Source organism: Cryobacterium zongtaii, from assembly GCF_002909375.1.
GTDB classification, from domain to species: Bacteria; Actinomycetota; Actinomycetes; order Actinomycetales; family Microbacteriaceae; genus Cryobacterium; species Cryobacterium zongtaii.
In genome coordinates, this window is sequence record NZ_PPXD01000011.1 from 36,800 (window position 1) to 62,697 (window position 25,898).

Below are 25,898 nucleotides of genomic sequence, written 5' to 3' on the forward strand. Positions count from 1 at the left end.
ACGGGTGTTGGCAACAGTGCTACTCCTCGCCTCACTGACGATGGCGGGCTGTACTCAGGGAACTGGAGCGAGAACAGATATGAACGTGAATGACGCATCGAAGACCACCGCCGCACACGTGGATGCGCTGATCGAGCGGATTGACCCTGCGTTGATCGAACGCATCGACAAAGTAACGAGTGAGTCGTCGGGTTGCAGAGGAAACGATGTGGACCCTGAGCAGCGTGTGCAGCAGTGGACGAACCAACGATATGTCTGGTTCGTTGGGAGCGTGAGCCCGCTCGGTGGGCTCGATGTGCTGGACGAGCTGGTGGCGTCCCAGGTCGCAGACGGTTGGACGGCGGGCAGAGAAACAACAGAGGGCGACGGCCGCCGGGTGCAGCTCTTCGCCTCTGACGCGGGCAATGATGCCGGCTATGGAGTCGAGCTCGCTGGCGGCGGTGAGAACGGCGGTCTGACCTCACTCAGTATCAGCGCTGTGAGCCCATGCTTCGAGGTTGCCGAGGGTGAGCGGCCGTGACCGATGGCCTGATGCCCAAGGGCCTGGCAGCTGCGCTGGCGCTACTCGCGCTTGCCGCGGTAGCCGGATGCAGCCAGTCGTCGGGTGCGAGAACCGACCTGACGTTGAACGACGCACAGCAGACCACTGCAGCGCACGGGGAGGATCTGATCGCGCGGATTGACCCTGCGTCGATCGAACGCATCGACAATGTGACGAGTGAATCCTCGGGTTGCAGAGGGATCGATGTGGACCCTGAGCAGCGTGTGCGGATGTGGGAGACCCGGCGTTATGTCTGGTTCGTTGAGGGTGTGAGTCCGCTCGGTGGTCTTGATGTGCTCGACGAGCTGGTGACGGCTCAGGTCGCCGACGGTTGGACATTGGCCGGGGACAGACCGGACGGTGACGGTCGTCGTGTGCAGCTCCTTGCGCCTGACCAGGACGACAACGAGGCCGGCTACGGCGTCAACATCGTCGGTGGCGGAGAGGTCGGCGGACTGACTTCGCTCAACATCAGTGCGGAAAGCCCGTGCTTCGAAGCTAGTGAGAGAGCAGCGCAGTCATGACCGAACAGATCAGCCCCGAAAGGACCAGCACGGGCACCAGGCGCCGCACGCCACGCCTGTCCCGTCCGTTGAAGCCGACTGCGGCGAAGGCCACGGGAACGCTCAGGGGAGCCGTGCGCCCGCCGACGAAGTCCCGTCGTAGGCCGGCCGTGATCGCTGCCGGCGTCGCCCTCGCCATCGTCGGCGGACTCGGCAGCTGGTACTACGCATCCACTGTCGGCAATACCGTCACGGTTCTGTCGACGCAGACTGATGTCGCCCGCGGCGCCACCATCACCAGCGCCGATCTCACCACGCTGCAGATCGCCGGCGGCCAGGACACCCCCGCCTTCACCGCCGCGCAGGCCACCGACGTGATCGGCCAGACCGCCACGGTCGACCTGCCGGCCGGCACCCTGGTCACCACAGCGAACGTGGGGGAGGGAATCAGCATCGCTGCGGGCCAATCCATCGTGGGTGTGGCCCTCACCGTGGCGCAGCTGCCGAACTACCCGCTTGCCGCGGGGGATCGGGTGCGCGTTGTGGACACCCCGATCGCGCAGGGTGACCCGCCCGCGACCTCGCCCAAGTCCTTTGTCGCCACGGTCTTCACCAGCCGGTTCGATGAAGGCACCGGCACCTGGGTCGTCGACCTCGTCGTGCCGGCCCAGGAGGCGGCCGACATCGCGGCGCGCAGCGCCACCGGCCGTGTCGCCCTGATCCTCGACGCCCCCAAGGGCGAGTAGCAGTGGCGATCCTTGCCCTGACCAGCCTGGCCGGCTCGCCCGGTGTCACTACCGTGGCCGTGGGCGCCGCGCTGAACTGGCCGCGTCCGGTGATCCTCGTCGAGGCCGACATTTCCAAGTCCAGCAGCATCCTGCCCGGATTCCTCCGCGGCCAGGTGGACCACGCCCTTGGACTCACCCCGCTGTCGGTCGACCACCAGCGCGGTGAGATCACCCTGGCGAACCTGTGGGCCCAGACCATCGAACTCGCCCCGGAGCGATACCTGATCCCCGGTTTCTCCAGCCTGCAGGCCGCCCGCGGCACGACCACGCTGTGGGTGGCGTTGGGTGCGGCGCTCGCCGGGCTCGAAGCGGCAGGCGTCGACGTTCTGGTCGACCTGGGGCGGCTCAGCCAAAACGACTCGCGGATGCCGCTGCTGCAGCAGGCCGACGGCGTGCTGCTGGTCGCGCGCCCGGTGCTTCCCGATGTGGCCGCACTCGCCCCGCGGGTGGGGGATCTCGGCACGGCGCTCGGACTGGCCGGCCGCGACGGTGCCCTCTCCCTGCTCCTGGTGGATTCGGCCCACGAGAGCTACTCCTCCGCCGAGATCAGCCGGGTCCTGGGACTGCCGGTGGCCGCGCGCCTCGACTGGGACGTGCGCTCCGCCGCCGTGTACTCGCTCGGCGCCACCCGGCAGCTCCGATTCGACCGCGCGCCCCTGGCCCGATCGCTCACCACCGCCACCGAGGCGCTGAGTCAGGGACTCGCCATGCGGGCGACCCGGCTCGGCCGCCGCCCGAGCAAACCGACCGACACCGTGCAGACCAACACCGTGCAGACCAACACCGCGCTCGCCGACGCCAGCCAGGCAGGAGATCCCTCGTGACCGACCGCACCGGGCTGACCGAACGCACCGAACCCATGGACGACACCGAGTCGACCGACTCCACCAAACGGACCGACGACCTGGACCGGCCCCGGAACATCGCCGAGTTGCCGTTCTTCGCCGGCGGTTCGCCGATCAGCATTCCGGATGAGGACCCGTCCGACGCCCTGCTGGTCCATCGCCGTCACGGTGACGGGCCGACCTCCGCCACAGCTCCGGCGGCCGTGGATCCGTTGTGGGCCGGTGGGCTGGACGGCAGCCTGCCCGTTTCGTTGCCCTGGGATATCGTCGCTGGGCTCCGCGAGCAGGTCGCGAATCTGCTGGCCCAGTCCGAACTGGCCTCGCCCAGCCTCACCGACGCCTCCCGGCAGGCCCTGGCGCAGGCGCACATCGTTGACGTCATCCGTTCGCAGGTCGACGACATGGTGCGCCTGGCCGGCGGCACCAGCGCCTGGGATCCGCGCACCCAGACCGCTATGGCCAAGGCCATCTTCGACTCGCTGTTCAAGCTCGGCCGGTTGCAACCGCTGGTGGAACAGCCCGAGGTGGAGAACATCGACATCTACGGCTACGACAACGTCTGGCTCACCTACGCGTCCGGGGAGAAAAAGCGGCACGAACCCGTGGCCTCCTCCGACGCCGACCTGATGGCCGAGATCGCGTTCCTCGCTGCCCGGGGCGGCGAGAGCGGGCGAGCGTTCACCGCCACCAACCCGATCCTCGACATGGACCTGCCCGGCGGCGCCAGGCTCGCCGCCGTCGCACCGCCGATCTCGCCGCGGCCCAAGATCGTCATCCGCATCCACCGTTTCGTCGACATCACCCTCGACGACCTCGTGGTCAACCACGGTACCCTCACCCACCCGATGAGCGCCTTCCTCGACGCCGCCGTGCGGGCCGGCAAGTCCATCGTCGTCGCCGGGCATCCCAACGCCGGTAAGACCACCCTCGTGCGGGCCCTGTGCAACAGCATGGACCCGATGGAGGAGATCGTGACCATCGAAAAGGAGCGCGAGCTGCACCTGGACCGCATGGGCGACCGCCACCACATCGTGACGGCCCTGCAGTACCGGCCCGGTCAGGGCGAGCGCACCAGCGACGGCAGCCGGCCGGGCGAGATCACCCTGGTGGAGCTGCTCGAAGAGGCGCTGCGGCTCAACGCCCAACGGATCGTCGTCGGCGAGGTGCGCGGCGGCGAGATCGACGCCATGTTCCAGGCGATGCAGGCCGGAGTCGGCTCCCTGAGCACCCTGCACGCCGAGTCGCCGTCCAATGCCATCGAGCGCATGGCCACCCTCACCCAGAAGAGCCTGAACACCTCGGATGCCTACGCCTACCGGCAGATCGCCCAGCACATCAACTTCATCGTGCAGGTGAGCAAGGTGCGCGACCTCGCCACCGGACGGGTGCGCCGCATCATCACCGAGATCTCCGAGGTCGGCCCGGGGGAGGGCTCGCGGCCCATCGCCACCCCGATCTTCCGCGCCGACCCGTACACGCACGAACAGGTGACCGCCAACCGGCCCCGCGATGAGACCCTGGCCCAGCTGGTGCACGCCGGGTTCGACCCGGCCCTGCTGATCCCCACGCAGGGCGGTGCGCCCTCGTGAATACCACCCTGCTGATGCTCTGCACCGTCGTGGGCCTGCTTGGTCTACTCGTCGTGGTGCTCGGCGTGCTGCCCGCGCCCCCGCCCACGCAGGCCAGGCCGCCGGGTGTGCTGCGGTTGCGGGTGCGCGCCTACCGCAGTCAATTCAGCCGGAAACGTCAGTTGTTGGCCCTCGGCGGCCTCGTCCTGGGTGTGCTCGCCTGGCTGGTGACCGGGTGGTTCGTCGCCGTGATCGCCGTGCCCATCGCCGCGATCGGCCTGCCGGTTCTGCTGGTCAAGGGCACCGAGAACGAGACCATCGAACGGCTGGAAGCCCTCGAAACCTGGACCAGGAGCCTGTCCGGCCTGATCGTCTCCGGCGCCGGAATGGAGCAGGCCATCGCCGCGTCGCTGAGCAGCTCGCCCGGCGCGATCAAGGAACAGGTGAGCATGCTCATCGCCCGGATCAACGCCCGGTGGGCGACCTCCGCCGCCCTACAGGGCTTCGCCGACGATCTCAACGACCCCACCGCCGACCTCGTCGTGGCCCACCTGCTGCTCGCCGAGAAGCAGCGCGGCCCCGGCCTGGTGAACGCCCTCGACGACCTCGCCCAGATCGTCTTCGACGAGGTGCGGGTGCGCCGGCAGATCGAAACCGACCGCGCCAAGCCTCGCGTCAGTGTGCGCATCATCACCATCGTGACGCTCGCACTGCTGGCGGTCATCCCGTTCGTCGGCGAGTTCATGAAGCCGTACCAGACCTTCTTCGGCCAGGTGGCCCTGTTCGTCTGGCTCACCCTCTACGTGGTGCTGCTGGGCTGGTTGGGGCGCATCACGGTGGGCAAGCCCACGCCCCGCATCCTGGAGAACCCGTTCGACTCCGCGCACGAAAACTCCGCACACGGCAAGGTGGCCTGAGATGTGGCAGCTTGCCCTGATCCCCGGCGTGATCGCCGGGCTCGGCGTTGCGCTCGTGCTCTCCCAACTGCTGCCCAAGCAGCCGCAGCTGGCCGCCGCGATCACCCGCCTGGGCAATACCGCCGCCGTCGACGCGAAAACGGATGCCTCCTTCGAGGTGCGGGTGGGCAGCTGGGTGCGCGCCCGGCTGCCCGACCTGCCGGGTTTCACCCTGCCCACCCGCAACCTTGCCCTCGTCGGCGTGTCGGTGAACAAGTACCTCTCCGACAAGGCCCTGTTGGCGGCATTCGGCTTGATCGCGCCCAGCCTGTTCGGCTTGTTCCTGCAGGTGCTCGGTGTTGTGCCGTTCTACCTGCCGGCGCTGCTGGGCATCCCGCTCGGTGTCGCGCTCTGGTTCGGTCCCGACCAGGATCTCAAGGCCAAGGCCGCCACCGCCAGGGAGGAATTCTCCCGGGCCGTGGCGGTCTACCTCGAGCTCGTCGCCGCCGAACGCCGCCGAGGCGCCCCGGCCGGGCATGCGCTGCTCTCCGCGGCGCAGGTCGGGCGGTCGTGGGTGTTCGTGCGCATCCGCCAGGAACTCACCCGGGCGCAGTACGCCGGCACCCCGCCCTGGGACGCCCTGACCACGTTCTCGGAGGAGATCGGCGTGCCCGAACTCGCCGACGTCGCCAAGATCGTGCGGCTCTCGGGCGAAGAGGGCGCCTCGGTGTACGAGACCCTCCGGGCCCGCGGCAAGTCCCTGCGGGTGCAACTGCTCAACAACGAACACACCCACGCCAACGAGGCCAGCGAGCGCATGACCATCCCGATGACCATGCTCGCCATGGTCTTCGTCGGCATCATCCTCACCCCGCTGGTCATGAACCTTCTCATCGCCTGATTTCTCGCCCGACCCATCCGTTCTCGACCCGCACATCATCAGGAGCGCCACATGTTCACTCTCGCCCAATCCCTCTTCACCGAAGTTCGCCGCCGCGCCCGTCTGGTGCGCTCCACCGCAGACGCCGGCCTGCAGACCGTAGAGTGGATCTTCCTCGTCGTCGGCATCCTCGTGATCGCCGGTATTGTCATCGCCGCGGTGACGGCGTTCGTACAGGCCCAGGTCGGCAAGCTGCCGGGCTAAGCCGCAGACCATGGCCAGACGACCGCGTTTCCGCACCACCCTCACGGCACTTCGTCGTGAGGGGGCGTCAGAGCGCGGTTCACAGACGGTGGAAGCCCTCATCGTGCTGCCGATCCTGTTCGGCGTCTTCTTTGTCATTGTGCAGGGTGCGGTGTGGTTGCACGCCGGCAACATCGCCCAGGCCGCAGCGTCCAGCGCCTACAACGCGGCCCGGCTGTATGACGCCGTGGCGGCGGATGGCGTGGCCGCCGGCACCGCTTCTGCCCAGCAGACCGGCACTGTGCTCGACGGTGCCGTGGTGGTGGTGGATCGAACGATGACCACCGTCACGGTCACCGTGACCGGCACCGCGCCCACCCTGGTTCCCGGCTGGGACACCCAGGTGGAACGCACCGTGTCCGGCCCCGTGGAACGGTGGATCGCACCATGATGTTTCGGCGATGGCTGCGCGGGCGGTTGCACGGCTCCGGCGAGCGCGGCTCGATGTCCGTCGAACTGGTGCTGATCGCGCCGGCGCTGGTACTGGTCATCCTGCTGCTGGTGGCCGGTGCCCGGGTGGCCCTGGCCGGCAACGCCGTCGAATCCGCCGCTGTCGCCGCGGCCCGGGACGCGTCCCTGTCCCGCACGACCGCCGGCGCCCAGGCCAGCGCACAGCTGGCCGCGCAGACCTCGGTGGCGCAGTCCGGCCTCGCCTGCGCGGACTTCAGCGTGGTCGTCGACGACAGCGGCCTCAACGCTCCCCTGGGAGAGGTGGGCACCGTCAGCGCCACGCTGAGCTGCACCCTCGACCTGACCGACATCGCCCTGCCCGGCCTGCCGGGCACCAAGACCGTCACCACGACGGCGAGTTCGCCGGTGGATGCCTTCCGGGGACGACCATGACTTCTCGCCGACTCTTCGCACCAGATGTACTTCCAGTCCTTCAAAGGAGCACCATGACCACGCTGAACACACCGATGTCGTTCCGTCAGAACCGCACGGTTGGCCTTTTGGGCTCGTCACTGGTGGCCGCAGCGATTCTGGCAGGTTGTTCGAGCCCGGCACCACAGGCTGCGCCGACCCCTGAAGCCACCGCCGCGACAGCTACTCCACAGAGCTCGGCGGCTCCCGCGCCGACACCCACCTCAGCGGCTGCTCCCACGAGCGAGTCTGAGGCTGTGGTCGCGGCTGAGGCGACCCTCGCTCAGTTCGTTCAGATCATGAACGCTGTTATTGCGGAGAAGGGTGTTTCACCCGAGCGAATCAACGCGGTTGCAGTCCCTCCAGCAAATACCTCTGTCATCACCACGGCTCAAGCCATCGCCGATCAGGGCTACGTGGTCACCGGGGGAATCACCAGCACCGTAGAGGACTCATATTCTGGGGGCCTGGAAGCGGATGGGACGACCGTCCCCTTCGGATCGGTGATGGTCACCACCTGCTACGACAGCTCCACCCGAACGGTCACCCTGCCCAGCGGGGAGGCTGCACCCCAGCCACCGAACCCGCGTGGTTTGTCGACAATAACTGTCGTATATAGCCCCGCCGCGGGTGCCTGGTTTGTGAGGTCGTTGGATGACACAGGTGAAGCTTGCTAAACAACAGACGTCTGCTCCTCCTCACCTTGCTCAATGGAGCACTCGTGGCAGGAGCAGTTGCCGGCGCTCCCATCGCGGCCTTCGCCGAGACCGCACCCGGTCTTTACTGCAACGAGTTCACGGATGTTTGTTATGAAGTAAGAGAACTGCCAGGCACAGATCCCATCTCAAACCCCGATCCTGAGACCGGTTTCACCCCCGGTCCGGTTGAGTGCACCTGGCCCAACTTCGCCGATGCGACAAACGTCGTCGTACCTTGCTCTACCGACAACGGATATTGGAGCAACAAGAGGCACTGCTATATCAAGCTCACTAGCCCTCAACTCGAGATCCCGCCGGGGGAGGACGCCAACGGTGCCTGGTACACCTGCGACCCTCCCGCGGATTCTTGCGGCTTGTACGAGTGCTACATCCTCACGTACTGGTCTGACACCCCACCACCAGGCGTGAATACAATGACACCTGGACAGGCCGCTCAGCGACTCATCAGCAGCTTCCGGCTGCAGGGCATCACGGTGGGCTTTGCACCGGACCCGACCGTGCCCGGCTCGAAGAGCTACGTGGGCGTCCCTATTTGGATGTGGGCGGCGAACCCGACCCCGCTCAGCTACGGCCCATACGTGCAATCGACGACCCTGGGCGGTGTGACCATCACCGCGACAGCGCAGGTGAGCTCCATTGTCTGGAATATGGGTGACGGCACCACCGTCGCCTGCGCCAACGCGGGAACCCCGTTCGTGGTTGCCTATGGCGCCGTAGATTCACCCACCTGCGGTCACCGGTACGCCCGTACCTCCGCCACCCAGCCGGGCGGCACGTTTCCGATCGCGGCGACCAGCCAGTGGCAGGTCAGCTGGGAGGGCGGCGGAGAATCCGGAACGATCCCGCTGACCACCACCGCGACCAGTGCGGTGCGGATCAACGAGATCCAATCGGTGAACGTGGGACCCGGCCGATGAGCAGGCCTACGGTGTTTCTCCGGGACCGGCTCGCCGCGCTGCGCGGAGACCGCGGGTCCGCGTCGGTCTCGTTCCTGCTCGTCTCCGTCACCCTGATCGTCGTGATCGGCCTCGTCGTCGACGGAGCCGGGAAGATCCAGGCGAACGAACGCGCCGACCTGGTCGCGGCATCCGCCGCCCGCACCGCCACGAACTCGATCGGCGGCGACACCGTGCGGGTGGGCGCGCTCACCCTCGACGCCGCGAAGGCGACCGCGGCCGGCGAGGCCTACCTCGCGGCGGCCGGCATGCCCGGCACCGTCACAGTCACCGGTGAGGTCGTCACCGTCACCGTCAGCACCACCTACAGCACCCGCTTTCTCAGCCTGATCGGCATCGTCGAGCTCCCCGGCACCGGGGAAGCCTCGGCCCGGCTGATCACCCAATAGTTTTCGATGCAGGAGACCACCATGAAAAGACTCGCTCTCGGACTCGGTTCGTTGGTGCTCGTGCTCGCCCTGCTGGTGGGTATCCCGGCCGCCCTGCTGTTCCTAGCCGGCAACCCGTTCCCCAGCGGAGACGAGCTGTCACGGGCGTTGAGCACGCCGGACTACGGCGGCGAGTTTCTGGTGGGCACCCTGCTGCCCCTGATCGCCTGGGTTGCCTGGGCCACCTTCGCGCTCGGCTTCCTAGTGGAGCTGCCGGGGCACATTCGCGGCATCCCCAGCCCGCACCTGCCCGGCCTCGGCCTGCAACAGCTCTGGGCCGCGGCCCTGATCGGGGCCATCGTCGTGATGCTCACCGGCGTCGGAGCCCTCGCCGGGTCGACTGCGGGATCGCCCGCGTCCGCGCCCGCATCCGTCAGCGTGTCCCAAAGCGGCACCGGTGCCACGTTCGGCTCGACCCAGGCGCATGGCGGCACCGGCGCGGGATCGACGGACAGCGCCGCGGTGAGCATCGACACGACGGTGGAGGCTGCACCCGCCGCGCCGATCGCCGCCGCGCCCACCTACGTCGTGCAACCCGGCGACTCGCTCTGGCGAATCGCGGAGCAGCACCTGGGGTCGGGGGAGCGGTTCGCCGAGATCGCGGGCTTGAACCTGGGTGTGGCTCAGGGCGACGGTCATTCCCTCACGGCCGAGAACTGGCTCAACGCCGGCTGGGTACTGACCCTCCCCGCCGATGCCGCGGTTCCGGCTGCTCCCGAAGCCGCCACCCCGGCTGAGCACGTTGTCGTCGAGGGCGACACGCTCTGGGACCTGGCCGCCGACGCATACGGCGACGGCACCCGGTACCCGGAGATCGTCGCGGCCAGTGCCGCGGTGGTGCAACCCGACGGCGCCACGATCACCGACCCCAACCTGATTCAGCCCGGCGAGACGGTGAACCTGCCGGGCGTCGGCGCACCGACACCGGATGCGGTCGCCGGGACAGCAGCCGCCAGCCCGGTTGCCGAGGGAGTACCGGTCGGAGCAACGATCGAGGCAGCATCGCCGACCGTCACCCCGGCCGTGGCCGCTCCCGTTGACGCCTCAGCCGGGGTGGAAGCCAACGCTGCCGGGGCTGCCGCGTTCTCGCACACGGCACCCGCACACACAACGGGCGGCATCGGTGCGGTGCTCGCCGTGGGACTGCTTGGGCTGCTCGCGCTGCGCCGGGCCGGTCAGCGTGGACGCCGGGAGTTCGGGCGCCGGATCGCCCTACCCACCGCTGAAGCCAGCACCCTGGAACTGGAACTGCGCGCCGTCGAGAACCGGATGGGCCTGGACGACATCGATCACGCACTGCGGTACCTGGCCGTGTGGGCCGAGGACACCGGGAGGACCCTGCCCTCGATTGAGGCCATCCGTCTCGCCGATGATGACATTACCCTGTATCTGTCCGGCACCGACCCGCTACCGCGACCGTTCCGCACCGAGGCTGTTCCTGCCAACGTCTTGCCCGCGAACAGCACGACGGCCTGGACGATCGACCGGGCTGCACTGCCCGGAGTGGAACGGGTGCCGCAGCCGCCGTACCCGGCATTCGTGACCCTCGGCCAGGACCAAGCCGGAGCGCACATCCTGGTGGACCTCGAGCGACTCGGCACGCTCGGCGTGACCGGGCCGCTCGAGTTGCGGCTGGGCGTGCTCACCGCGATCGCCGCCGAACTGGCGACCAGCCGCCGCTCCGAGATCCGCGTCACCCTCGTCGGCGCCGCCGACGACCTGGCCACGGCGCTGGCTTCGCCACGGCTACGGCATGTGCCGGATGTGGCCACCCTCCTGGCGCACCCGGCCGGAGATGCCCTCGCCGCGGAGACCCCGGAAATTGTGATCCTCGCCTTGGCGCAACCACTCTCCGACCGGCAGCGGGCCGCCCTGGCCGCCCGGTCCGCGCGGCTGGGTATCGTCCAGTCGGGTTCAACGGCCCGCGCCGCGGCGGCACCCGACCGGGCGCCCTGGACTCTCAACGTCGACGACATCGGCGCCGCCCGGCTGCTGCCGGTGGGGCTCAGCCTTGCCCCGCAGCTGCTGGGGGCCGCGGAGTGCACCCGGCTGATCGAGCTGTTCCGCAGCACCGCCGCCCACAGCGTGACCGGGCCCGAGTGGGCGCGGCAGATGGGTGCGGCGGGTGTCGGCGGAGCCGGTTCGACCGGTACGGCGGAAGCGGCTGACGTCGGAGCATCCGGTGCCCCGTGGATTCGCCTGCTCGGGCCGGTCGAAGTGATCGGCGCCCGCGGTGTTGAACCTCGCGGCACTGCCGGCGGTGCGGAACTGTTTCGGCTGCCGTGGGCGACCGAGCTGGTGGCCTTTTTCACGGTGCACCGCACTGCCAGCGCGGTCGACGTGCAAACGGCACTCTGGCCGGCCGATCTGCCCACCGGCCTGGCCGCCCAGCAGAACCGCAACGCGCTGACGAACGAGACCCGGGCCTGGCTCGGCGACAGCACCGACGACGAACCGTACCTGCCGGTTGTCGGCGCGGACGGCCTGCGCCTGCACCCCGATGTGCAGAGCGACTGGGACGTCTGGCGGCAGCTGCTCGGCGACGATGTCACCCTCACGACGACAGCGACACTGGTCAGCGCCCTGCGGCTGGTCACCGGGGAGCCATTGAGCGGCCTGCCGACCAACCATTTCGTCTGGGCCGAGCCGCTTCGGGAGGAGATCACCGGAGCCGTCCTGGACGCCGCCGACGAGCTTGCGGCGCGGGCCCGGATCTCGGGCGACGCCGACAGTGCTGCCCTCGCCGCGAGCGCGCGCGGGCTCGTCGAGCCTGTACCGTTGGTCGAGCCTGCGGCGTTGGTCGAGCCTGTCGAGACCCGGTGAGACAGGTCAAAAAACTGCACCGTCGCGCAAAATTTGTCAGAAAGGATGCGGAGAGCCCGAACGGGTGATCCCAACCAAGTCAGTATGAAAACCTTCTTCCACCACTTCTCGTGGTCGCTCATCGTGTCCTTGATAGCGCTCGTCATCGCGCTGGTCTACGGCGGCTGGGCTGCGGTTGCCCTCTGCGTGATCCTCGGGTTGATGGAGATCTCTCTGTCATTCGACAACGCGGTTGTCAATGCCAGGGTGCTGGAGAAAATGTCGGAATTCTGGCAGAAGATCTTCCTCACGATCGGCATCCTCATCGCCGTCGTGGGGATGCGCCTGATCATGCCGCTCATCCTGGTGTCCGCAACCACGGGTCTGTCTTTCGGCGAGGTCATCACCCTGGCCCTGCAGAAGGGTGACCCGGCCACCGTCGGCACCTACGGCCACTATCTGCACGATGCCCACCCGCAGATTGCGGCCTTCGGCGGAATGTTCCTGCTCATGCTGTTTCTGGATTTCATTTTCGAAGAGCGGGACATCACCTGGCTCAGCTGGTTGGAGAAGCCGCTCGCACGGGTCGGAAAGCTTGATTCCCTGTCGTACGTTGTCGCGCTCGCGGCCCTGCTGGGCGGAGCTGCCATTGCCGAAGATGCCTCTGTGGTGCTTGTTGCCGGCGTGCTCGGCCTCATCACGTACGTTCTGGTGAACGGACTCGGGTCATTGTTCGAGGGCAGCGACGCGGCCGAGGCAGTTTCGGACACCACACGCGGCGGCGCGTCCACGCTTGCCGTACTCACCGGCCGGGCAGCGTTCTTTTCTTTCCTCTACCTCGAAGTCCTCGACGCCTCTTTCTCGTTCGATGGCGTCATCGGCGCGTTCGCAATCACCGCGGACCCGATTATCATCCTGCTCGGTCTCGGTCTGATCGGCGCGATGTTCGTCCGATCGCTCACCATCTTCCTGGTGCGCCAGGGCACCCTCAACGACTACATCTACCTCGACCATGGCGCCCACTGGGCCATCGGTGCGCTCGCGGGCATCCTGCTTCTGAGTATCGGTTTTGAGATCCCGGAGATCGTCACGGGTCTCATCGGGGTGTTCCTGATCTGCGCGGCCTTCCTCTCGTCGGTTCTCGCGAACCGGCGCGAATCGGCCGAAACCCAGGTGAAGGCCCCTGAACTCGTCGACAGTCCCTAGCGTCGGTTCTCACCGCGCCAGCGACCGTCGTGGAAAGCCAGGGCCGCCGGGCGCACCTCGACGACTCCGTAAAGTGCGGCGGGGCACTTCTCCGCCCACTCCAGCGCGGCGGCACGGTTCGGCACGTCGATCACAAAGCAGCCGGACAGGGATTCGACGGCGTCGATGAACGGGCCGTCGCGCACCTCCCGGCTGCCGCCGCGGAGCGTCACCGTAGTTGACTCCGCGGCGGGCCTGAAGATGTCCGCTGCGACCAACGCGCCCGATTCCTGTAACGACGCCGCGTACGCGTCGAACAGCTCCCGAAACGGCGGCAGCTCCTCCTCGGAGATATCGCCCTCCCTGGTCTCAGCCTTGATGATGAGCAACGAGAAGCGCATGAGATCTCCTTCGATATGCGGTTACAGGTCGAGCGATTCGTGGGGTTCGAGCGGGAAGAAGGTGCCGCCGTTCTGCTCCGTGGCGGACTTGATGCGGGAGCCGGCGAGGTCCTTGCCACTCCGCGACAAACCCATCTCGTGGGTCGGAAAGCTGCGCATCGGCTTGATAGCGAGAACGTAGTCGATGACCTCGCTGATCTTCAGCCACGGCGCCCCAGCCGGAACGGCCAGGGTCTTCACCGTGACTCCCTCGGGGATGGTGAACGCATCACCGGGGTAGAACAGCTCGTCGTTCACGAGCACCCCCACGTTGTCGATCACCGGAATGGACGAGTGGATCACGGCGTGCTTCTGGCCGAAGAACCGCAGCGTGAACGGCCCGGCCTCAACGGTATCTCCCTCGGCGACCACGGTCACGGCGATGTCACCGGCCGCTGCGGCGACACCGGCCGGCCCGTAGATGGGAACGCCGGGGTTCATGGCCAACACCCGGTTCAACTGCTCGGGTGTCCAGTGGTCGGCGTGCTCGTGGGTGATCACGATCGCGGCCGCATTGGCGGTCTCGGTCAGTGCGGTGGTGAACGAGCCGGGATCGATGAACAGCTTCTGCCCAGAGGCTTCGAGGACGAGTGCGGCGTGTTCGAGTTTGGTCAACTTCATGTCTCGAGCTAATACCCAAACCAGACCGCGGGCAACGCGCGACACGCGTATCCTGTGAGCACCTGCACCCCGCACGACGCGCGGACGACGCGCTCGATTTGAACTCGGTAACCAGGCTGTGGCATACTCGTGAAGTTGCAAAAACGGCCCCATCGTTTAGCGGCCTAGGACACCGCCCTCTCACGGCGGTAACACCGGTTCGAATCCGGTTGGGGTCACCAACGCCCGGCCTCCTTCTCACGAAGGAGGCCGGGCATTTTTTGTTTTGGGACGTTCGACCCTGTCGTTGCTGAACGCCGGCTGGGAGTCTGGGACTCACAGCCCAATGTCAGACGACACGGGCGCCATCAATCGACCCAGAGGAAACTTCCCATGGCCACCAGCACCACCCGCGGGGCAGCGGTCACCGCCCCCGCCGCGACGACCGGCACCACCCTGCTCCAGCGTCGAACCCTCGCGGTGCTGCGACTGGCCATCGGATTCATCTTCCTCTGGGCGTTCCTCGACAAGACCTTCGGTCTGGGCTTCTCCACTCCCGCCGAGCGTGCCTGGCTCAACGGCGGAACCCCGGCGCAGGGCTTCCTGAACAGCCCCGGCGTCACCGGACCGCTGCAACCGTTCTTCGTCGGAATCGCCAGCCCGCTGGTGGACTTCCTCTTTATGCTCGGCATGATCGCCGTGGGACTCGCCGTCATGCTCGGTGTGGGTCTGCGCGTCAGCGCCGTTGCCGGCAGCCTCATCATGGTCTTCATGTACCTGGCCGAGTGGCCCTTCGCCGCCGGCGCGGCCTCGACCAACCCGCTGGTGGACTACCACATCATCTACGCGCTGGCTCTGATCGTCGTCGCCGTCTTCGCGGCCGGCGACACCTGGGGCTTCGGCAAGACCTGGAAGGCACTGCCGATCGTGCAGAAGTACACCTGGCTGATCTAGCCAGTCAGCACGCAGAAGTACCTGGCCGGCCGCCCTTCGGGGTGGCCGGTTCTGTTCTACCCGCAGCCGGCCGCAGGCTACTTGGCGGCGCCGCGCTGGTTGCCGCGGGTGATTCGGGCGACTTCGTCGTCAATGGCGTCTTCGGTGATGATGCCCCGGTTGGGTCCGAAGGCGTCGAGGCCGATGAAGAAGGCAGCAATGCCCATGCCGCCGATCGGCCAGATCGGCCAGAAATACCCGCCCGGATCCGTCAACAACCACACGGCGATGACGATGAGAGAAACCCCGAGCCAGACGCCGCAATAGTTCCAGAAGTCACGGCGCGCCTTGAGCCGCTTCGTCGCGAGTTTGCGGAGTTCTTCGTTGTTCATACCGCGAGGGTATCGCCGGTACGGTGCCGCGACCATCCCCCGACCGGCCGAGGTGGCCGAAGGGGAGTGCGACGCCCGTATTTCCCGGTCAGAGTGCGTCTGAACAAGCCCGGGGTATTGGTACGGTGGTACCTCGACTTCCCCCGAACAGGGCGGAAGCGCTCCGAATCGGAGCCGGACGGATTTTTTCGGAGTGCACATGGCAGTCAACGGCGAGAGTGCGATCACCCTCGGCGACTCGAGCGTGCACTTCAGCTTCAGTGCCGGCAGCGACGTCGGACGGGTGCGCAAGGTCAACGAGGACAGCTATTTGGCCCAGTCACCGGTGTTCTTCGTCGCCGACGGCATGGGTGGTCACGCGCACGGTGACGCCGCCAGCCAGACCGTCATCCGGGTCTTCGACGACCACATCGAACAGGGCGTGCCCTCGACCCCCGAGCGGATCCTCGACGCGATCCACTCGTCGAACGACGCGGTGCGCGACCTCAGCGCTGCTGACGACTTCGGTACCGCAGTGTCCGGCACGACCCTCACCGGCGTCGCGTTCGTCGATGCCGGCGACGACGTCGGCTTTCACTGGATGGCGTTCAATATCGGTGACTCCCGTATCTACACCTGGGATGGTCGTACCCTCGAGCAGCTCAGCGTCGACCACTCCGCGGTTCAGGAGATGGTGGACGCAGGCTTGATCAAGGCGATGGATGCCGAGAGACACCCGGACCGCAACGTCATCACCCGCGCCATCGGGGCCGACGAATTCGTCGACGCGGATGTCTGGCTGTTGCCCGCGACCGGACGCCACACCTTCCTGCTCTGCTCCGACGGTCTCACCAAGGAACTGTCGGTCGTCGAGATCGCGGAGCTGCTGGCCTCGCACGCCGTTCCGGAAGACCTCGGATCACTGGCCGACGTGCTCGTCGCCGCGGCGCTGGCCAAGGGCGGCCGGGACAATGTCACCGTCGTCATCGTCGAGTCGACCTGGGGCGATCCTGGTCCGGACAACGATGTGACCCGCGAAAGCCCGGCAGGGTTGCACCAGAATCTTGAAGATACGCGGCCACGCAACACGAATCCGGACTGAAGAACGGCAATGGGGGGATCTGTGCTTTCGTACGACGACGACAACCGGGGCGGATGGCTGGCGGCTGCGACGGGGGACCGTCTGGTGCTCCTGCCCGCCGCCGATTCCGCCGCCGGCGCCCGCGTCTGGGCGAGCCTGGTCGGTGCCGGGTCGAGCGAGCAGGGTGCCCGCGCCGTGCTCGACGACCTCACCGCCGGCGGCCTGTCCAAGACCCCGCCGTTCGCGCTTCTCACCTGGGATGACTCGGTGCCGGCGACGGTACGGGTCTTTGTGCGCGGAGAAGTCGAGGTCGTTCTGACCACGGCCGACGGTGACCTGTCGATCGGCGGCCTGGGCGTCTCAACCTGGGTGGAGCGCTCCGTAGCGGACGTCACCGCTCTCTCGGTGACCGCTGTGCCCGTTGTTGCGGATGCCGACCCGATCGGCACGGATGGCCTCGCCGCCCTGCTGCTCGGGGCCGGCCTTCCCCTCCGGGCGGGCATGGTGCGCACCCGTCGCCTGCGCCTGGCCGTCGACGGCGCCAGTGCGGCGTCGCCGACTCGGGCCGAGCCGACTCGGGCCGAGCCGACTCGAGTCGAGCCCGCTCGAGTGCAACCGACCGCGCAGATCGTGCCGCCGCCGGCAGCGCCGAAGACCGCACCGCCGCCGCTGCCGCCGGCCCGCCCGATCGCCGAACCGGCCAGCGAACAGACCATCTCCGACATCCCGGCGGCGGAGCCTGCCAACGCACCGGCCATCGAGCCCGCCCCGGAGCCCGACGCCGACCCCGCCGGCGGCTACGACCACCTGTTCGGTGCGACCGTGATGCGCGGTGTCGAGCAGGCGGCCGTGCGGCCTGAAGCCGAGGCCGATGACGAAGAGCCCGTCGCGAAGGCAGATGTCGGCCCCTCCGACACCGACCGTGACGACACCGACCCTGACGACACCGACCCGGACGACGACGATCCGGACGACGACGAGCTCGACGGCGACCTGCCCGGCGACCACGACGGCCACACCGTGATGAGCGGTGACATCCAGAGGATGCGCGCTTCGCGTCGCCGTGTCGTCGCCGAACCAGCCGCCGTCGCGCCTCGGCTCTACCTGCTGCTGCCCAGCGGGGTGCGGGAACCGCTCAGCCAGCCGATCCGGGTGGGTCGGGCGCCGAGCGTCAGCAAGATCTCCGGCGGCCTCGTGCCCAAACTGGTGAGCCTGGGCGGTGCCGACCAGGATGTGTCGCGCAACCACGTGCACTTCACCGTCGAGGGCGACACCGTCGTCGTCACCGACCTGCATTCCCGCAACGGCACCCTGGTCGTGCTGCCGGGCAAGCCGGCCCAGAAGTTGCGCCAGGGCGAACCCACCGCGGTCATCGTGGGCACCGTCATCGACCTCGGTAGCGGCATCACCCTCACGGTCGGCCAGGAGTGATGCGCCGCGCGCCGTCCGTCGCCCCGGAATTGCCCGGCTACGAATATGTCTCCGTCCTCGGCTCCGGCGGCTTCTCCGACGTGTTCCTCTACCAGCAGCGCCTGCCCCGCCGCCGGGTCGCGGTGAAGGTCCTGCTCACCGAGCAGCTCAACCCCTCCACCCAGGCGCAGTTCGTCGACGAAGCCAACCTGATGGCGCAACTGTCGACCCATCCGTACATCGTCACGATTTACCACGCCGACGTCGCGGGCGATGGCCGCCCGTACTTCGTGATGGAGCACTGCTCGGGCCCGAGCTTGGCCGAGCGTTACAAGCGCCAGAAATTCGGGGTCGAGGACGCCCTGCGCACCGGAGTACGCCTGGCCGGCGCGATCGCGACCGCCCATTCGGCCGGCATCCTGCACCGCGACATCAAACCGGCCAATGTTCTCACCAACGACTTCGGCTGGCCCGCCCTCACCGACTTCGGCATCTCGTCGAGCCTCGACGAGGAACTGCCCGTACAAACCAGCACCGGTAACCACCGCCCGGCCGGGTCGGAGTCCACCGGCACCGGAGAAAGCCAGTCGGTCGGCATGAGTGTGCCCTGGTCGCCGCCGGAGATGTTCGAGGACGACCCGCGGCCCGACGTGCGCAGCGACGTCTTCTCGCTGGCCGCCACCATCCACACCCTCCTGGCCGGACAGACGCCGTTCGAGATCCACGGGCGCTCCAACGGCACCCTCGATCTGATCGGTCGCATCGAACGCGGTGCCATCACCCCCATCGGCCGTGACGATGTGCCGCGCTCGCTCGTGGCCGTACTGGCCAAGGCCATGGCCACCCGACGCGACGACAGGTTCGCCACCGCCGTGGACTTCGCTCGCGCCCTCCAGCGGGTGGAGCTCGAACTCGGCTACGCGCCAACGGGTATCGACATCCCCACTATCGCGGGCACCGAGCACGGCAAACCGGATGCGCCGGCCGGCGACGACGAGACCCGGGCGCGTTCCGTGGTGTCGATCGCCGCTCAGGCCCCGGCTCCGGCCCGGGCCGCCCCGGCGACGCCCGCAGCGCCGCCCGCCGAACCGGATCAGGCGGACGCGACACGCGTGCGCGGCGCCCGGGTGATCGAACCGGGCAGCGCCCCATCCGGCAGCGCTCTCGCCAGGAGCGCCGACGCCGGCACGCCCGCCCCCGGCACCCCCAGCCCGGCCAAGGAAACCACCGTCGTACGCCCCCGCGGCTCGGTACGAGCACAGGAACCCGTCTCAGCGCCCGCCGCCGCCGACGATGCCCCGATAGAGAACGCATCCGGCCGTCGCCGCCTGGTGATGATCGGGTCCATAGCCGCGGCCGTGCTCCTGATCGGCGCCGTGGTCGCCGCGGTCACCCTCACCGGCATCGACAACTCCGCCCTCACCCCCAGCGCCTCTCCGGTACCGGCCAAACCGGACAGCGTGAATTCCGCCGCCGGAGTGCCGGCGCCGGTCCTCGAGGGCACCGCCACCTCCGAAGACGGCAGTCAGGTCACCTTCACGGTCAGCAACCCGTCCCCGTTGGACGGCGACGTTTACAGGTGGGCTCGCGCCGAAACCCCCAACCAGCCCAAGCTCAGCGCTGTCGCCGACATCACCGTCGACGGCGTCGTGCCCGGCAGCACGGTCTGCGTGGACATCTACCTGCAACGCACCGACGGCAAGATTTCGGAGGCCAACCGTGCCTGCAACCGCTGAAATCACGCCGGTGCAGCCGCTGCGGATTGAATTCTGCGGCGAGTGGTACGGGGTGGAGCCCGGAGCGGACTTCTCGATCGGGCGCGAGTCCGACCTCACCATCGACGACAATCCGTATCTGCACCGCACCTTCCTGCGGCTCTACGAGGACTACGGAATGTGGTGGATCGCGAACGTGGGCAACCTCTTGTCTGCGACGGTGTCGGACACCACCGGCACGGTGCAGGCCTGGCTGGCGCCCGGCGCCAAACTGCCCATCGTCTTCCAGACCATGCACGTGATGTTCAGCGCCGGCTCGTCCACCTACGACTTCACCATCCACGCCGAGTCCGACTTCTACAACACCTCGCTGTCGGCCTCGCACGAGGGCGGTACCACCACCATCCTGCCCGTGACCCTCACGACAAGTCAGCGCCTGCTGATCGTGGCCCTGTCCGAGAGCATCCTCACCCAGGCTGTGCCCGGGCGGGGCGCCATTCCCAGCTCGGCGGAGGCCGCGGCCCGGCTGGGCTGGAGCATGACCACGTTCAACCGCAAGCTCGACAATGTCTGCAGCAAACTCGACAAGCTCGGCGTCGCCGGGCTCCGCGGCGGTACCGGCCATCTGGCCACCAATCGGCGGGCTCGACTGGTGGAGTACGCCGTCGCCACCCGGCTGGTGAGTCTGGACGATGTTGTCCTGCTCGACCGGGCGGCCGAGGGGGAGTGACCGGTGGGGACCCTGAGTTCGTGGTTGCGCGGCCGCAAGATGTCGGCTTCGGTAGTGGCCCTGTCGGTGATGGCCGGCGTGCCGCTGTCGTTCGCGGTGCTGCACGAGGGTTTCCCGGTGACGGATGTCGACCTCTCGGCCCGTGATGTGTGGGTCACCAACGGCAAGCAGCTGCTGGCCGGCCGGTTGAACCGGCAGATCGAGGAGCTCAACGCCTCGGTCAACGCCGCGTCCAGCGCCTTCGACGTGCTGCAGAACGGCGATGACGTTTTCCTCATCGATAGCAGTGTGGGCTCGATCGAACGTATCGACCCCGCCTTCACCACCCTTGGCGAACGTGTCGACGTGACGCCCGGTTCCGAGGTGCTCCACGGCGGCGACTCGATCGCCGTGATGGCCCCCTCCGGTGACGTGTGGGTACTCAACGCCGCCGGCGAACTGACCTTCGACCCCAAAACCACCGACCCGGTGATGGAACTCGGTGCGGGCGGCCACATCGCCGTTTCGCAGGACGGCGTGGTCTTCGGAGCATCATCGACCGAAAAGAGCCTCTTCAGCTACGACCCGTCCTCCGAAGACACGGCCCAACCTGTAGCGAGTGACCTGCCGAAGCTGGGCGAGTTCCAGATTGCGGCGGTGGGGGACACCGCCGTTGTGCTGGACACGGAGAACCATCGGCTCGTTGTCGACGGTGAGAGCATTGAGGTTCCCCAGACTGCCCTGAAGCTGCAGCAGACCGGGGCCGAGAACGACGTGGCGCTGGTGGCGACCACGAAGGCGCTGCTGAGGGTGCCTCTGAACGGCGGCGACATCGTCACGGTCGACGCGAAGCTGGATGCCGCCGTGACCGATCCGAAATCGGTGTCGGCGCCGGTGTGGTTGAATGGGTGCGCGCACGCGGCCTGGTCGGGTGCCCAGCGTTACCTCGCCGACTGCGACGGCTCCGAGGTAGTGCGGGAGACGATCCAGCAGCCCACCCAGGGGTCGGTGCTTGAATTCAGGGTCAACCGTGATGTGATCGCGTTGAACAACCTCTCCAATGGCAACGTGTGGCTGGTGGATTCGAACATGCGCCTGGTCGAGAACTGGGAAGAGGTCACCCCGCCCGAGGAGTCCGACGCTGAGGACGGCACCGAAAAAGCCGCCCAACAGTCCTTCGAAGACACCATCGCTGAGCGCACCGATGTGAACCGAGCCCCGTTGGCGCGCGACGACGCGTACGGGGTACGGCCGGGCAAGACCACGGTCTTGCCGGTGCTGGAGAACGACACCGACCCCGACGGTGACGTGCTCACGGTCACCAACATCAGCGGGTTCTCCCCGTCGCAGGGCAGCCTGGATTACATCGACGGTGGCCGGGCCGTGCAGTTCACTCCCGCCGAGGATGCGGCCGGAACGGTGTCGTTCCGGTACACGGTCGCCGATGGTCGCGGCGCCGTCGCCGAGGCGCAGGTGAACGTGACCATGCGTCCGATGGAGGAAAACCTGGCCCCGGTGTCGAACCGGGCCGGCGCCATCAGCGTGGAGCAGGGCCAGCTGGTCAGCTACAACGTGCTCTCGGACTGGATCGACCCCGACGGCGACGACATCTACCTGGTGTCGGCGTCGCCGACCACCGGTGACGGTGTGCGGTTCGGCCCGGAGGGTTTTGTGACCTTTGAATCCAAGACCGCGGAATTGGGAGTCAAGGAGGTGCAGTTCGTCATCTCCGACGGGCTGCTCACCGCCACCGGCGTGCTGACCGTGGACGTGAAGGCGGCGGGCACGCTGAACCCGGTCGGGACACCGGACTTCAGCACGGTGTTCGTGGGGGAGACGGCACTGATTGAGCCGCTCAAGAACGATGTGACTCCGTCGGGAGCCCCATTGGCGTTGATCGGGGTCAACGAGGTGCCCAACGACCTCACCGCCGTGCCGAACCTGGAACGTGGCACCATCGCCGTATCGTCGGGCAAAGCCGGCAGCTACGTCTTCACCTACAGCCTCGGCGCCGGCGCCACGTCGAGCGTCGGCCTGATCCGCGTTGACGTGATTGAGAACCCCGCGGAGATCCTGCCTCCGATCGCCGTCAAGGACACCGCCTACCTCCGCGCGGCCGAACCCGTCACGATCCCGGTGCTGGACAACGACGTCTCGCCCAGCGGCCGGGTGCTCGCGGTGCAGTCCGTGGACCTGAGCAGCACCGATGACCTCGTCACGGTCGAGATCCTCACCAACACGGTGTTGCGGGTCACCGCATCCGCGGCCCTCACGCAGCAGGTGCAGTTCACCTACACGATCAGCGACGGCGAGGGCACGTCAACCGCCGGAGTCACCGTTGTGCCGGTGCCGCCGCTGATCAAGCATCAGCCGCCCGTCGCGGTCGACGACTCCGTGAGCGTGCGCGCCGGCGACATCGTCTCCGTTGCGGTGCTCGACAACGACTACCACCCCGACTCCGCCACCATGACGGTCGCCCCCGACCTGGCCGACACCGCCGACGCCGGCGGGCTGGCCTTCGTCACGGGCAATCAAGTGCGCTACCAGGCGCCCACCGAACCCGGCGCCTACAGCATCGCGTATACGATCTCGGATGCCTTCCAGGAGACCGCGACAGCCATCGTGCGGTTCACCGTGATCGCCGTGAACGTGGCGGACAATCAGGCGCCCACGCCGCTGCCGTTGACGATGCGCACGTTTGCGGAGTCGACGATCAAGGTGCAGGTTCCGTTGGACGGCATCGACCCCGACGGCGATTCGGTGTACCTCACCGCCGTCACCTCTGCTCCCACCCTGGGCCGCATCGTGGACCAGGGCAGCGATTTCTTCATCTACGAGGCCTACCCCGGCACTGCCGGCACTGACTCGTTCACCTATCAGGTCGCGGATACCGTCGGTGCGACGGCCGAGGGCACGGTGCGGATCGGCGTGATCCCGCGCCCGGTGGCACTGCTGCCCCCGAACGCGGTTGATGACGCCATCGAGATCAAGCCCGGCCGCAATGGATCGATCCCCGTCGTCTTGAACGACTCCGATCCCAACGGGTACAAGCTGACCCTGTCGAAGAAGCTGCCCGAGGTGGACCCCGGCATCACGGCCACGGTCGACGGCAGCCGGGTGATCGTGGAGGCACCCGCCGAGGAAGGCACCTATACGCTGCGGTACGAGATCACCAACGGGCACGGCGGTGCCGATACGGCGTTTGTGCAGGTGAAGGTGACCGAGGACGCGAAGGCGCAGTACCCGGTCGCGATCGACCACTTCGTCGAGCCCGACCAGGTCCTGGCCGGCACGCCGATCGACGTCCCGGTACTCGACGGCGCGGAGAACCCGAGCGGTCTGATCGAGGACCTGGTGATCACCCTCGAGGGCCCGAACGCCGGCAACGGCGCACTACAGGCCGACGGCACGGTTCGGGTCGAACCGTCAACCGACCGGCAGGCGATCGCGTACAGGCTCACGAACGAGCTCGATCAGCTCAGCGCCACGGCATTCATCATCGTGCCACCGCAGCCCAAACCCGTGGATCCGGTGAATCAGCCGTCCACCGAACCCACACCAGAAGAAGAGCAGTTCCCGCCGCCGTTCCTGAAAGACATCGGCCCGCAGGTCGTCAAGATGAACGGGTCCAAGTCCTGGACCATCGGCGACATCGTCGAGGTGCCCTCCGGCCGCCCCGCGCTGCTGCTCAGCGCCACCGCGACCAACAGTGACGGTTCAAAGGTGGCCGGCGGCTCCTCGTTGAGCTTTGTGGCCGCCAGAGACTACCGCGGCCCGGCGTCGGTGACCTTCGTGGTCACCGACGGCACCGGCGCCGACGACCCCACGGGCAACCAGGCGACCCTCACCATCCCGATCACCGTCGGCGACCCCGACTTCGAAGACGTCGCCCCCACCTTCACCCCGCCCAAGGTCACCCTCGAGGCGGGCGAGTCCGCAACCGTGGTGAACCTGCGTTCATCCAGCGGGCATCCGAACCCGGCCATCATCGAAAACCTCAGCTACGGCGCCCTGGCCGGCGCCACAGCGGATGTCGCCGCCGCGATCTCGGGGGCCAACCTCACGGTCTCCTCCCCACTCGGCACCCAACCCGGCACCAGGGTGCGCCTCACCTTCAGCGTCACCTACCGAGAGTTCACCATCCCCGGCTCGGTGGATGTCACTGTCGTCTCCTCGACCCGGGCCGTGCCGCAGGCCGTGGACGACGCCGGACCCAACGGCTCCGGCATCGAAACGACACCGAGTTCGGTCGTGCAGGTTCCCGTGCTCGACAACGACTACAACCCTTTCGCGCAGGACGGCAAACCACTCACCGTGGTGTCCGCGACGATCGAACAGGACGTCAGCGGAGGTAAAGCGTCGGTCTCTTACACCGCGAGCGGGGTGACCATCACGACAGGACCCGGTGCCACCGGCACCCTCACCGCCGTGTACCGCATCCTCGACGCGACCAAGGACCAGGCCAGAGCCACCCAGGGACGCATCACCCTGGTCATCCGGGACCGTCCCGATGCCCCCAACGCGCCCACAGCAGCCGAGGGCAATGCCGCAGCCACCATCAGCTTCGCGGCGCCCTCCTCTAACAATTCTCCGATCACGGGCTACACCATCAGCTGGACCGGCGGCTCCAGGAATGTGACCAGCGCCGGCACCTACGACATCACCGGACTCACCAACGGACAGAGCTACGCGTTCCAGGTGACGGCCCAGAACGCCAAGGGAACCTCGAACGCCTCGGCATCCAGCAACACGGTCACCCCCTACGGAGTGCCCGGTGCTCCCGCCAGCGCCAATCTCACGGCGTCGGCCACCGGCAACGGTGCGCTCGGGCTCAGCTGGGCCGCACCGGGCAGTACCGGAGGGCGCGGGGTCAGCGGCTACAAATACGAGTGGGTCACCGGCGGCGCCGCCAACGGCTCGACCAGTGGCGCCACAACCGCCTCCGCCACCGGAACCGCGAACACGCAGTACCAGTACCGCGTGCAGGCCTGCAACCCGCGCGGTTGCGGCGACTGGACCACGTCGAACGCCGCGACACCCACGACACCACCACCGCCTCCGCCGGCCTGGGCACCGACCCACTACGGCTTCTCGGTGACCCAGCAGGCCTGCCCGGAACCGGACTCCACCTACAACAAGCCCGTCACCAACGGCAACTCGGGCTGCACCATGAACGCCCGCGGCTACCTGCAGCCCGGAACCGTGATCGATGCGATCTGCCTGTCCGTGCGCAACGGCAAGAACTGGTACTACTTCCAGATCGAAGACCGCAGCTACGACGGCTGGTTCATCCGGATCTCGGACACCAACGGCACGATCATTCCGAATTGCTGATGAACACGCACGAACGGGTACCCCTGCCCA

At 67.7% G+C, this 25,898-nt stretch carries 24 protein-coding genes and 1 tRNA gene; 22 read left to right on the forward strand and 3 right to left on the reverse strand.

The features are described from left to right. The first annotated feature begins 79 nt into the window (after positions 1 to 79). The 15 genes from C3B61_RS09500 (at position 80) to C3B61_RS09565 (ending at position 13,296) form a co-directional block, all read left to right on the forward strand. The gene (locus tag C3B61_RS09500; RefSeq protein ID WP_103460398.1) at positions 80 to 520 is read left to right on the forward strand and encodes a hypothetical protein; all 441 of its coding nucleotides are present in this window, start codon (positions 80 to 82) and stop codon (positions 518 to 520) included. Continuing rightward, positions 517 to 1,065: a hypothetical protein gene (locus tag C3B61_RS09505; RefSeq protein ID WP_103460399.1), complete on the forward strand. Its 549-nt coding sequence runs from the start codon at positions 517 to 519 to the stop codon at positions 1,063 to 1,065. The genes C3B61_RS09500 and C3B61_RS09505 overlap by 4 nt, the downstream gene beginning before the upstream one ends. Next, on the forward strand, positions 1,062 to 1,790 hold the full coding sequence (locus tag C3B61_RS09510; protein ID WP_103460400.1) for an SAF domain-containing protein: 729 nt from the start codon (positions 1,062 to 1,064) through the stop codon (positions 1,788 to 1,790). Before C3B61_RS09505 ends, C3B61_RS09510 begins: the two co-directional genes overlap by 4 nt. Positions 1,791 to 1,792: 2 nt before the next feature. Further along, positions 1,793 to 2,656: a hypothetical protein gene (locus C3B61_RS09515; protein ID WP_103460401.1), complete on the forward strand. Its 864-nt coding sequence runs from the start codon at positions 1,793 to 1,795 to the stop codon at positions 2,654 to 2,656. Continuing rightward, the gene (locus C3B61_RS09520) at positions 2,653 to 4,266 is read left to right on the forward strand and encodes a TadA family conjugal transfer-associated ATPase (protein WP_103460402.1); all 1,614 of its coding nucleotides are present in this window, start codon (positions 2,653 to 2,655) and stop codon (positions 4,264 to 4,266) included. The genes C3B61_RS09515 and C3B61_RS09520 overlap by 4 nt, the downstream gene beginning before the upstream one ends. Then, positions 4,263 to 5,162 carry a type II secretion system F family protein gene (locus C3B61_RS09525; RefSeq protein WP_103460403.1) on the forward strand — a complete coding sequence of 300 codons (900 nt, stop codon included), beginning with the start codon at positions 4,263 to 4,265 and terminating at the stop codon, positions 5,160 to 5,162. The genes C3B61_RS09520 and C3B61_RS09525 overlap by 4 nt, the downstream gene beginning before the upstream one ends. 1 nt (position 5,163) lies before the next feature. Further along, entirely contained in the window at positions 5,164 to 6,042 is an 879-nt protein-coding gene (locus tag C3B61_RS09530) for a type II secretion system F family protein (RefSeq protein WP_103460404.1), read from the forward strand. Between the two features lie 51 nt (positions 6,043 to 6,093). Beyond that, complete coding sequence (locus C3B61_RS09535; RefSeq protein ID WP_103460405.1) at positions 6,094 to 6,285, forward strand: hypothetical protein; 192 nt, start codon at positions 6,094 to 6,096, stop codon at positions 6,283 to 6,285. 10 nt (positions 6,286 to 6,295) lie between these two features. Continuing rightward, positions 6,296 to 6,715 (forward strand): TadE/TadG family type IV pilus assembly protein, encoded by a 420-nt coding sequence (locus C3B61_RS09540; protein WP_103460406.1) that lies wholly within the window; start codon positions 6,296 to 6,298, stop codon positions 6,713 to 6,715. Next, entirely contained in the window at positions 6,712 to 7,167 is a 456-nt protein-coding gene (locus C3B61_RS09545; RefSeq protein ID WP_244285901.1) for a TadE/TadG family type IV pilus assembly protein, read from the forward strand. The genes C3B61_RS09540 and C3B61_RS09545 overlap by 4 nt, the downstream gene beginning before the upstream one ends. 53 nt (positions 7,168 to 7,220) lie before the next feature. Further along, positions 7,221 to 7,862 (forward strand): hypothetical protein, encoded by a 642-nt coding sequence (locus C3B61_RS19435; protein ID WP_133160256.1) that lies wholly within the window; start codon positions 7,221 to 7,223, stop codon positions 7,860 to 7,862. 455 nt (positions 7,863 to 8,317) lie between these two features. Then, positions 8,318 to 8,821: a hypothetical protein gene (locus tag C3B61_RS09550; protein ID WP_103460407.1), complete on the forward strand. Its 504-nt coding sequence runs from the start codon at positions 8,318 to 8,320 to the stop codon at positions 8,819 to 8,821. Beyond that, positions 8,818 to 9,249 (forward strand): hypothetical protein, encoded by a 432-nt coding sequence (locus tag C3B61_RS09555; RefSeq protein ID WP_198416814.1) that lies wholly within the window; start codon positions 8,818 to 8,820, stop codon positions 9,247 to 9,249. The genes C3B61_RS09550 and C3B61_RS09555 overlap by 4 nt, the downstream gene beginning before the upstream one ends. 21 nt (positions 9,250 to 9,270) lie before the next feature. Further along, positions 9,271 to 12,111: a LysM peptidoglycan-binding domain-containing protein gene (locus tag C3B61_RS09560; RefSeq protein WP_165791143.1), complete on the forward strand. Its 2,841-nt coding sequence runs from the start codon at positions 9,271 to 9,273 to the stop codon at positions 12,109 to 12,111. Between the two features lie 84 nt (positions 12,112 to 12,195). Then, the gene (locus tag C3B61_RS09565) at positions 12,196 to 13,296 is read left to right on the forward strand and encodes a DUF475 domain-containing protein (RefSeq protein ID WP_103460409.1); all 1,101 of its coding nucleotides are present in this window, start codon (positions 12,196 to 12,198) and stop codon (positions 13,294 to 13,296) included. On the opposite strand, the gene C3B61_RS09570 is transcribed toward C3B61_RS09565, so the two are convergent. Next, positions 13,293 to 13,676, reverse strand: a complete 384-nt coding sequence (locus C3B61_RS09570) for a YciI family protein (RefSeq protein WP_088456523.1) — start codon at positions 13,674 to 13,676, stop codon at positions 13,293 to 13,295. The genes C3B61_RS09565 and C3B61_RS09570 overlap by 4 nt on opposite strands. 21 nt (positions 13,677 to 13,697) lie before the next feature. Further along, a complete protein-coding gene (locus C3B61_RS09575) occupies positions 13,698 to 14,336 on the reverse strand; it encodes an MBL fold metallo-hydrolase (RefSeq protein WP_103429612.1) in 639 nt (212 codons plus the stop codon). A 145-nt stretch (positions 14,337 to 14,481) separates the two neighbouring features. Between C3B61_RS09575 and C3B61_RS09580 the strand changes: the two genes are divergently transcribed. Both C3B61_RS09580 and C3B61_RS09585 read left to right on the forward strand, forming a co-directional pair. Beyond that, a tRNA-Glu gene (locus C3B61_RS09580) sits at positions 14,482 to 14,557 on the forward strand. A 151-nt stretch (positions 14,558 to 14,708) separates the two neighbouring features. Further along, positions 14,709 to 15,269: a DoxX family protein gene (locus C3B61_RS09585; RefSeq protein ID WP_198415728.1), complete on the forward strand. Its 561-nt coding sequence runs from the start codon at positions 14,709 to 14,711 to the stop codon at positions 15,267 to 15,269. A gap of 77 nt (positions 15,270 to 15,346) precedes the next feature. Here the strand turns inward: C3B61_RS09585 and C3B61_RS19675 are convergent, their stop codons facing one another. Beyond that, positions 15,347 to 15,640 carry a 2TM domain-containing protein gene (locus C3B61_RS19675; protein ID WP_165787985.1) on the reverse strand — a complete coding sequence of 98 codons (294 nt, stop codon included), beginning with the start codon at positions 15,638 to 15,640 and terminating at the stop codon, positions 15,347 to 15,349. Positions 15,641 to 15,839: 199 nt separating this feature from the next. On the opposite strand from C3B61_RS19675, the gene C3B61_RS09595 reads away from it, so the two are divergent. Genes C3B61_RS09595 through C3B61_RS09615 form a run of 5 tightly spaced genes read left to right on the forward strand, consistent with a single transcriptional unit; the run spans position 15,840 to position 25,868 of the window. Beyond that, positions 15,840 to 16,721, forward strand: coding sequence for a PP2C family protein-serine/threonine phosphatase (locus C3B61_RS09595; protein WP_103460412.1), 882 nt, complete (start codon positions 15,840 to 15,842; stop codon positions 16,719 to 16,721). Positions 16,722 to 16,742: 21 nt separating this feature from the next. Beyond that, complete coding sequence (locus C3B61_RS09600; RefSeq protein WP_133160257.1) at positions 16,743 to 18,131, forward strand: FHA domain-containing protein; 1,389 nt, start codon at positions 16,743 to 16,745, stop codon at positions 18,129 to 18,131. Next, positions 18,131 to 19,846, forward strand: coding sequence for a serine/threonine-protein kinase (locus C3B61_RS09605; RefSeq protein ID WP_103460414.1), 1,716 nt, complete (start codon positions 18,131 to 18,133; stop codon positions 19,844 to 19,846). Before C3B61_RS09600 ends, C3B61_RS09605 begins: the two co-directional genes overlap by 1 nt. Beyond that, positions 19,830 to 20,555 carry an FHA domain-containing protein gene (locus C3B61_RS09610; protein WP_240632198.1) on the forward strand — a complete coding sequence of 242 codons (726 nt, stop codon included), beginning with the start codon at positions 19,830 to 19,832 and terminating at the stop codon, positions 20,553 to 20,555. The genes C3B61_RS09605 and C3B61_RS09610 overlap by 17 nt, the downstream gene beginning before the upstream one ends. Before the next feature lie 3 nt (positions 20,556 to 20,558). Next, positions 20,559 to 25,868 (forward strand): Ig-like domain-containing protein, encoded by a 5,310-nt coding sequence (locus C3B61_RS09615; RefSeq protein WP_133160258.1) that lies wholly within the window; start codon positions 20,559 to 20,561, stop codon positions 25,866 to 25,868. Positions 25,869 to 25,898: the final 30 nt, after the last annotated feature.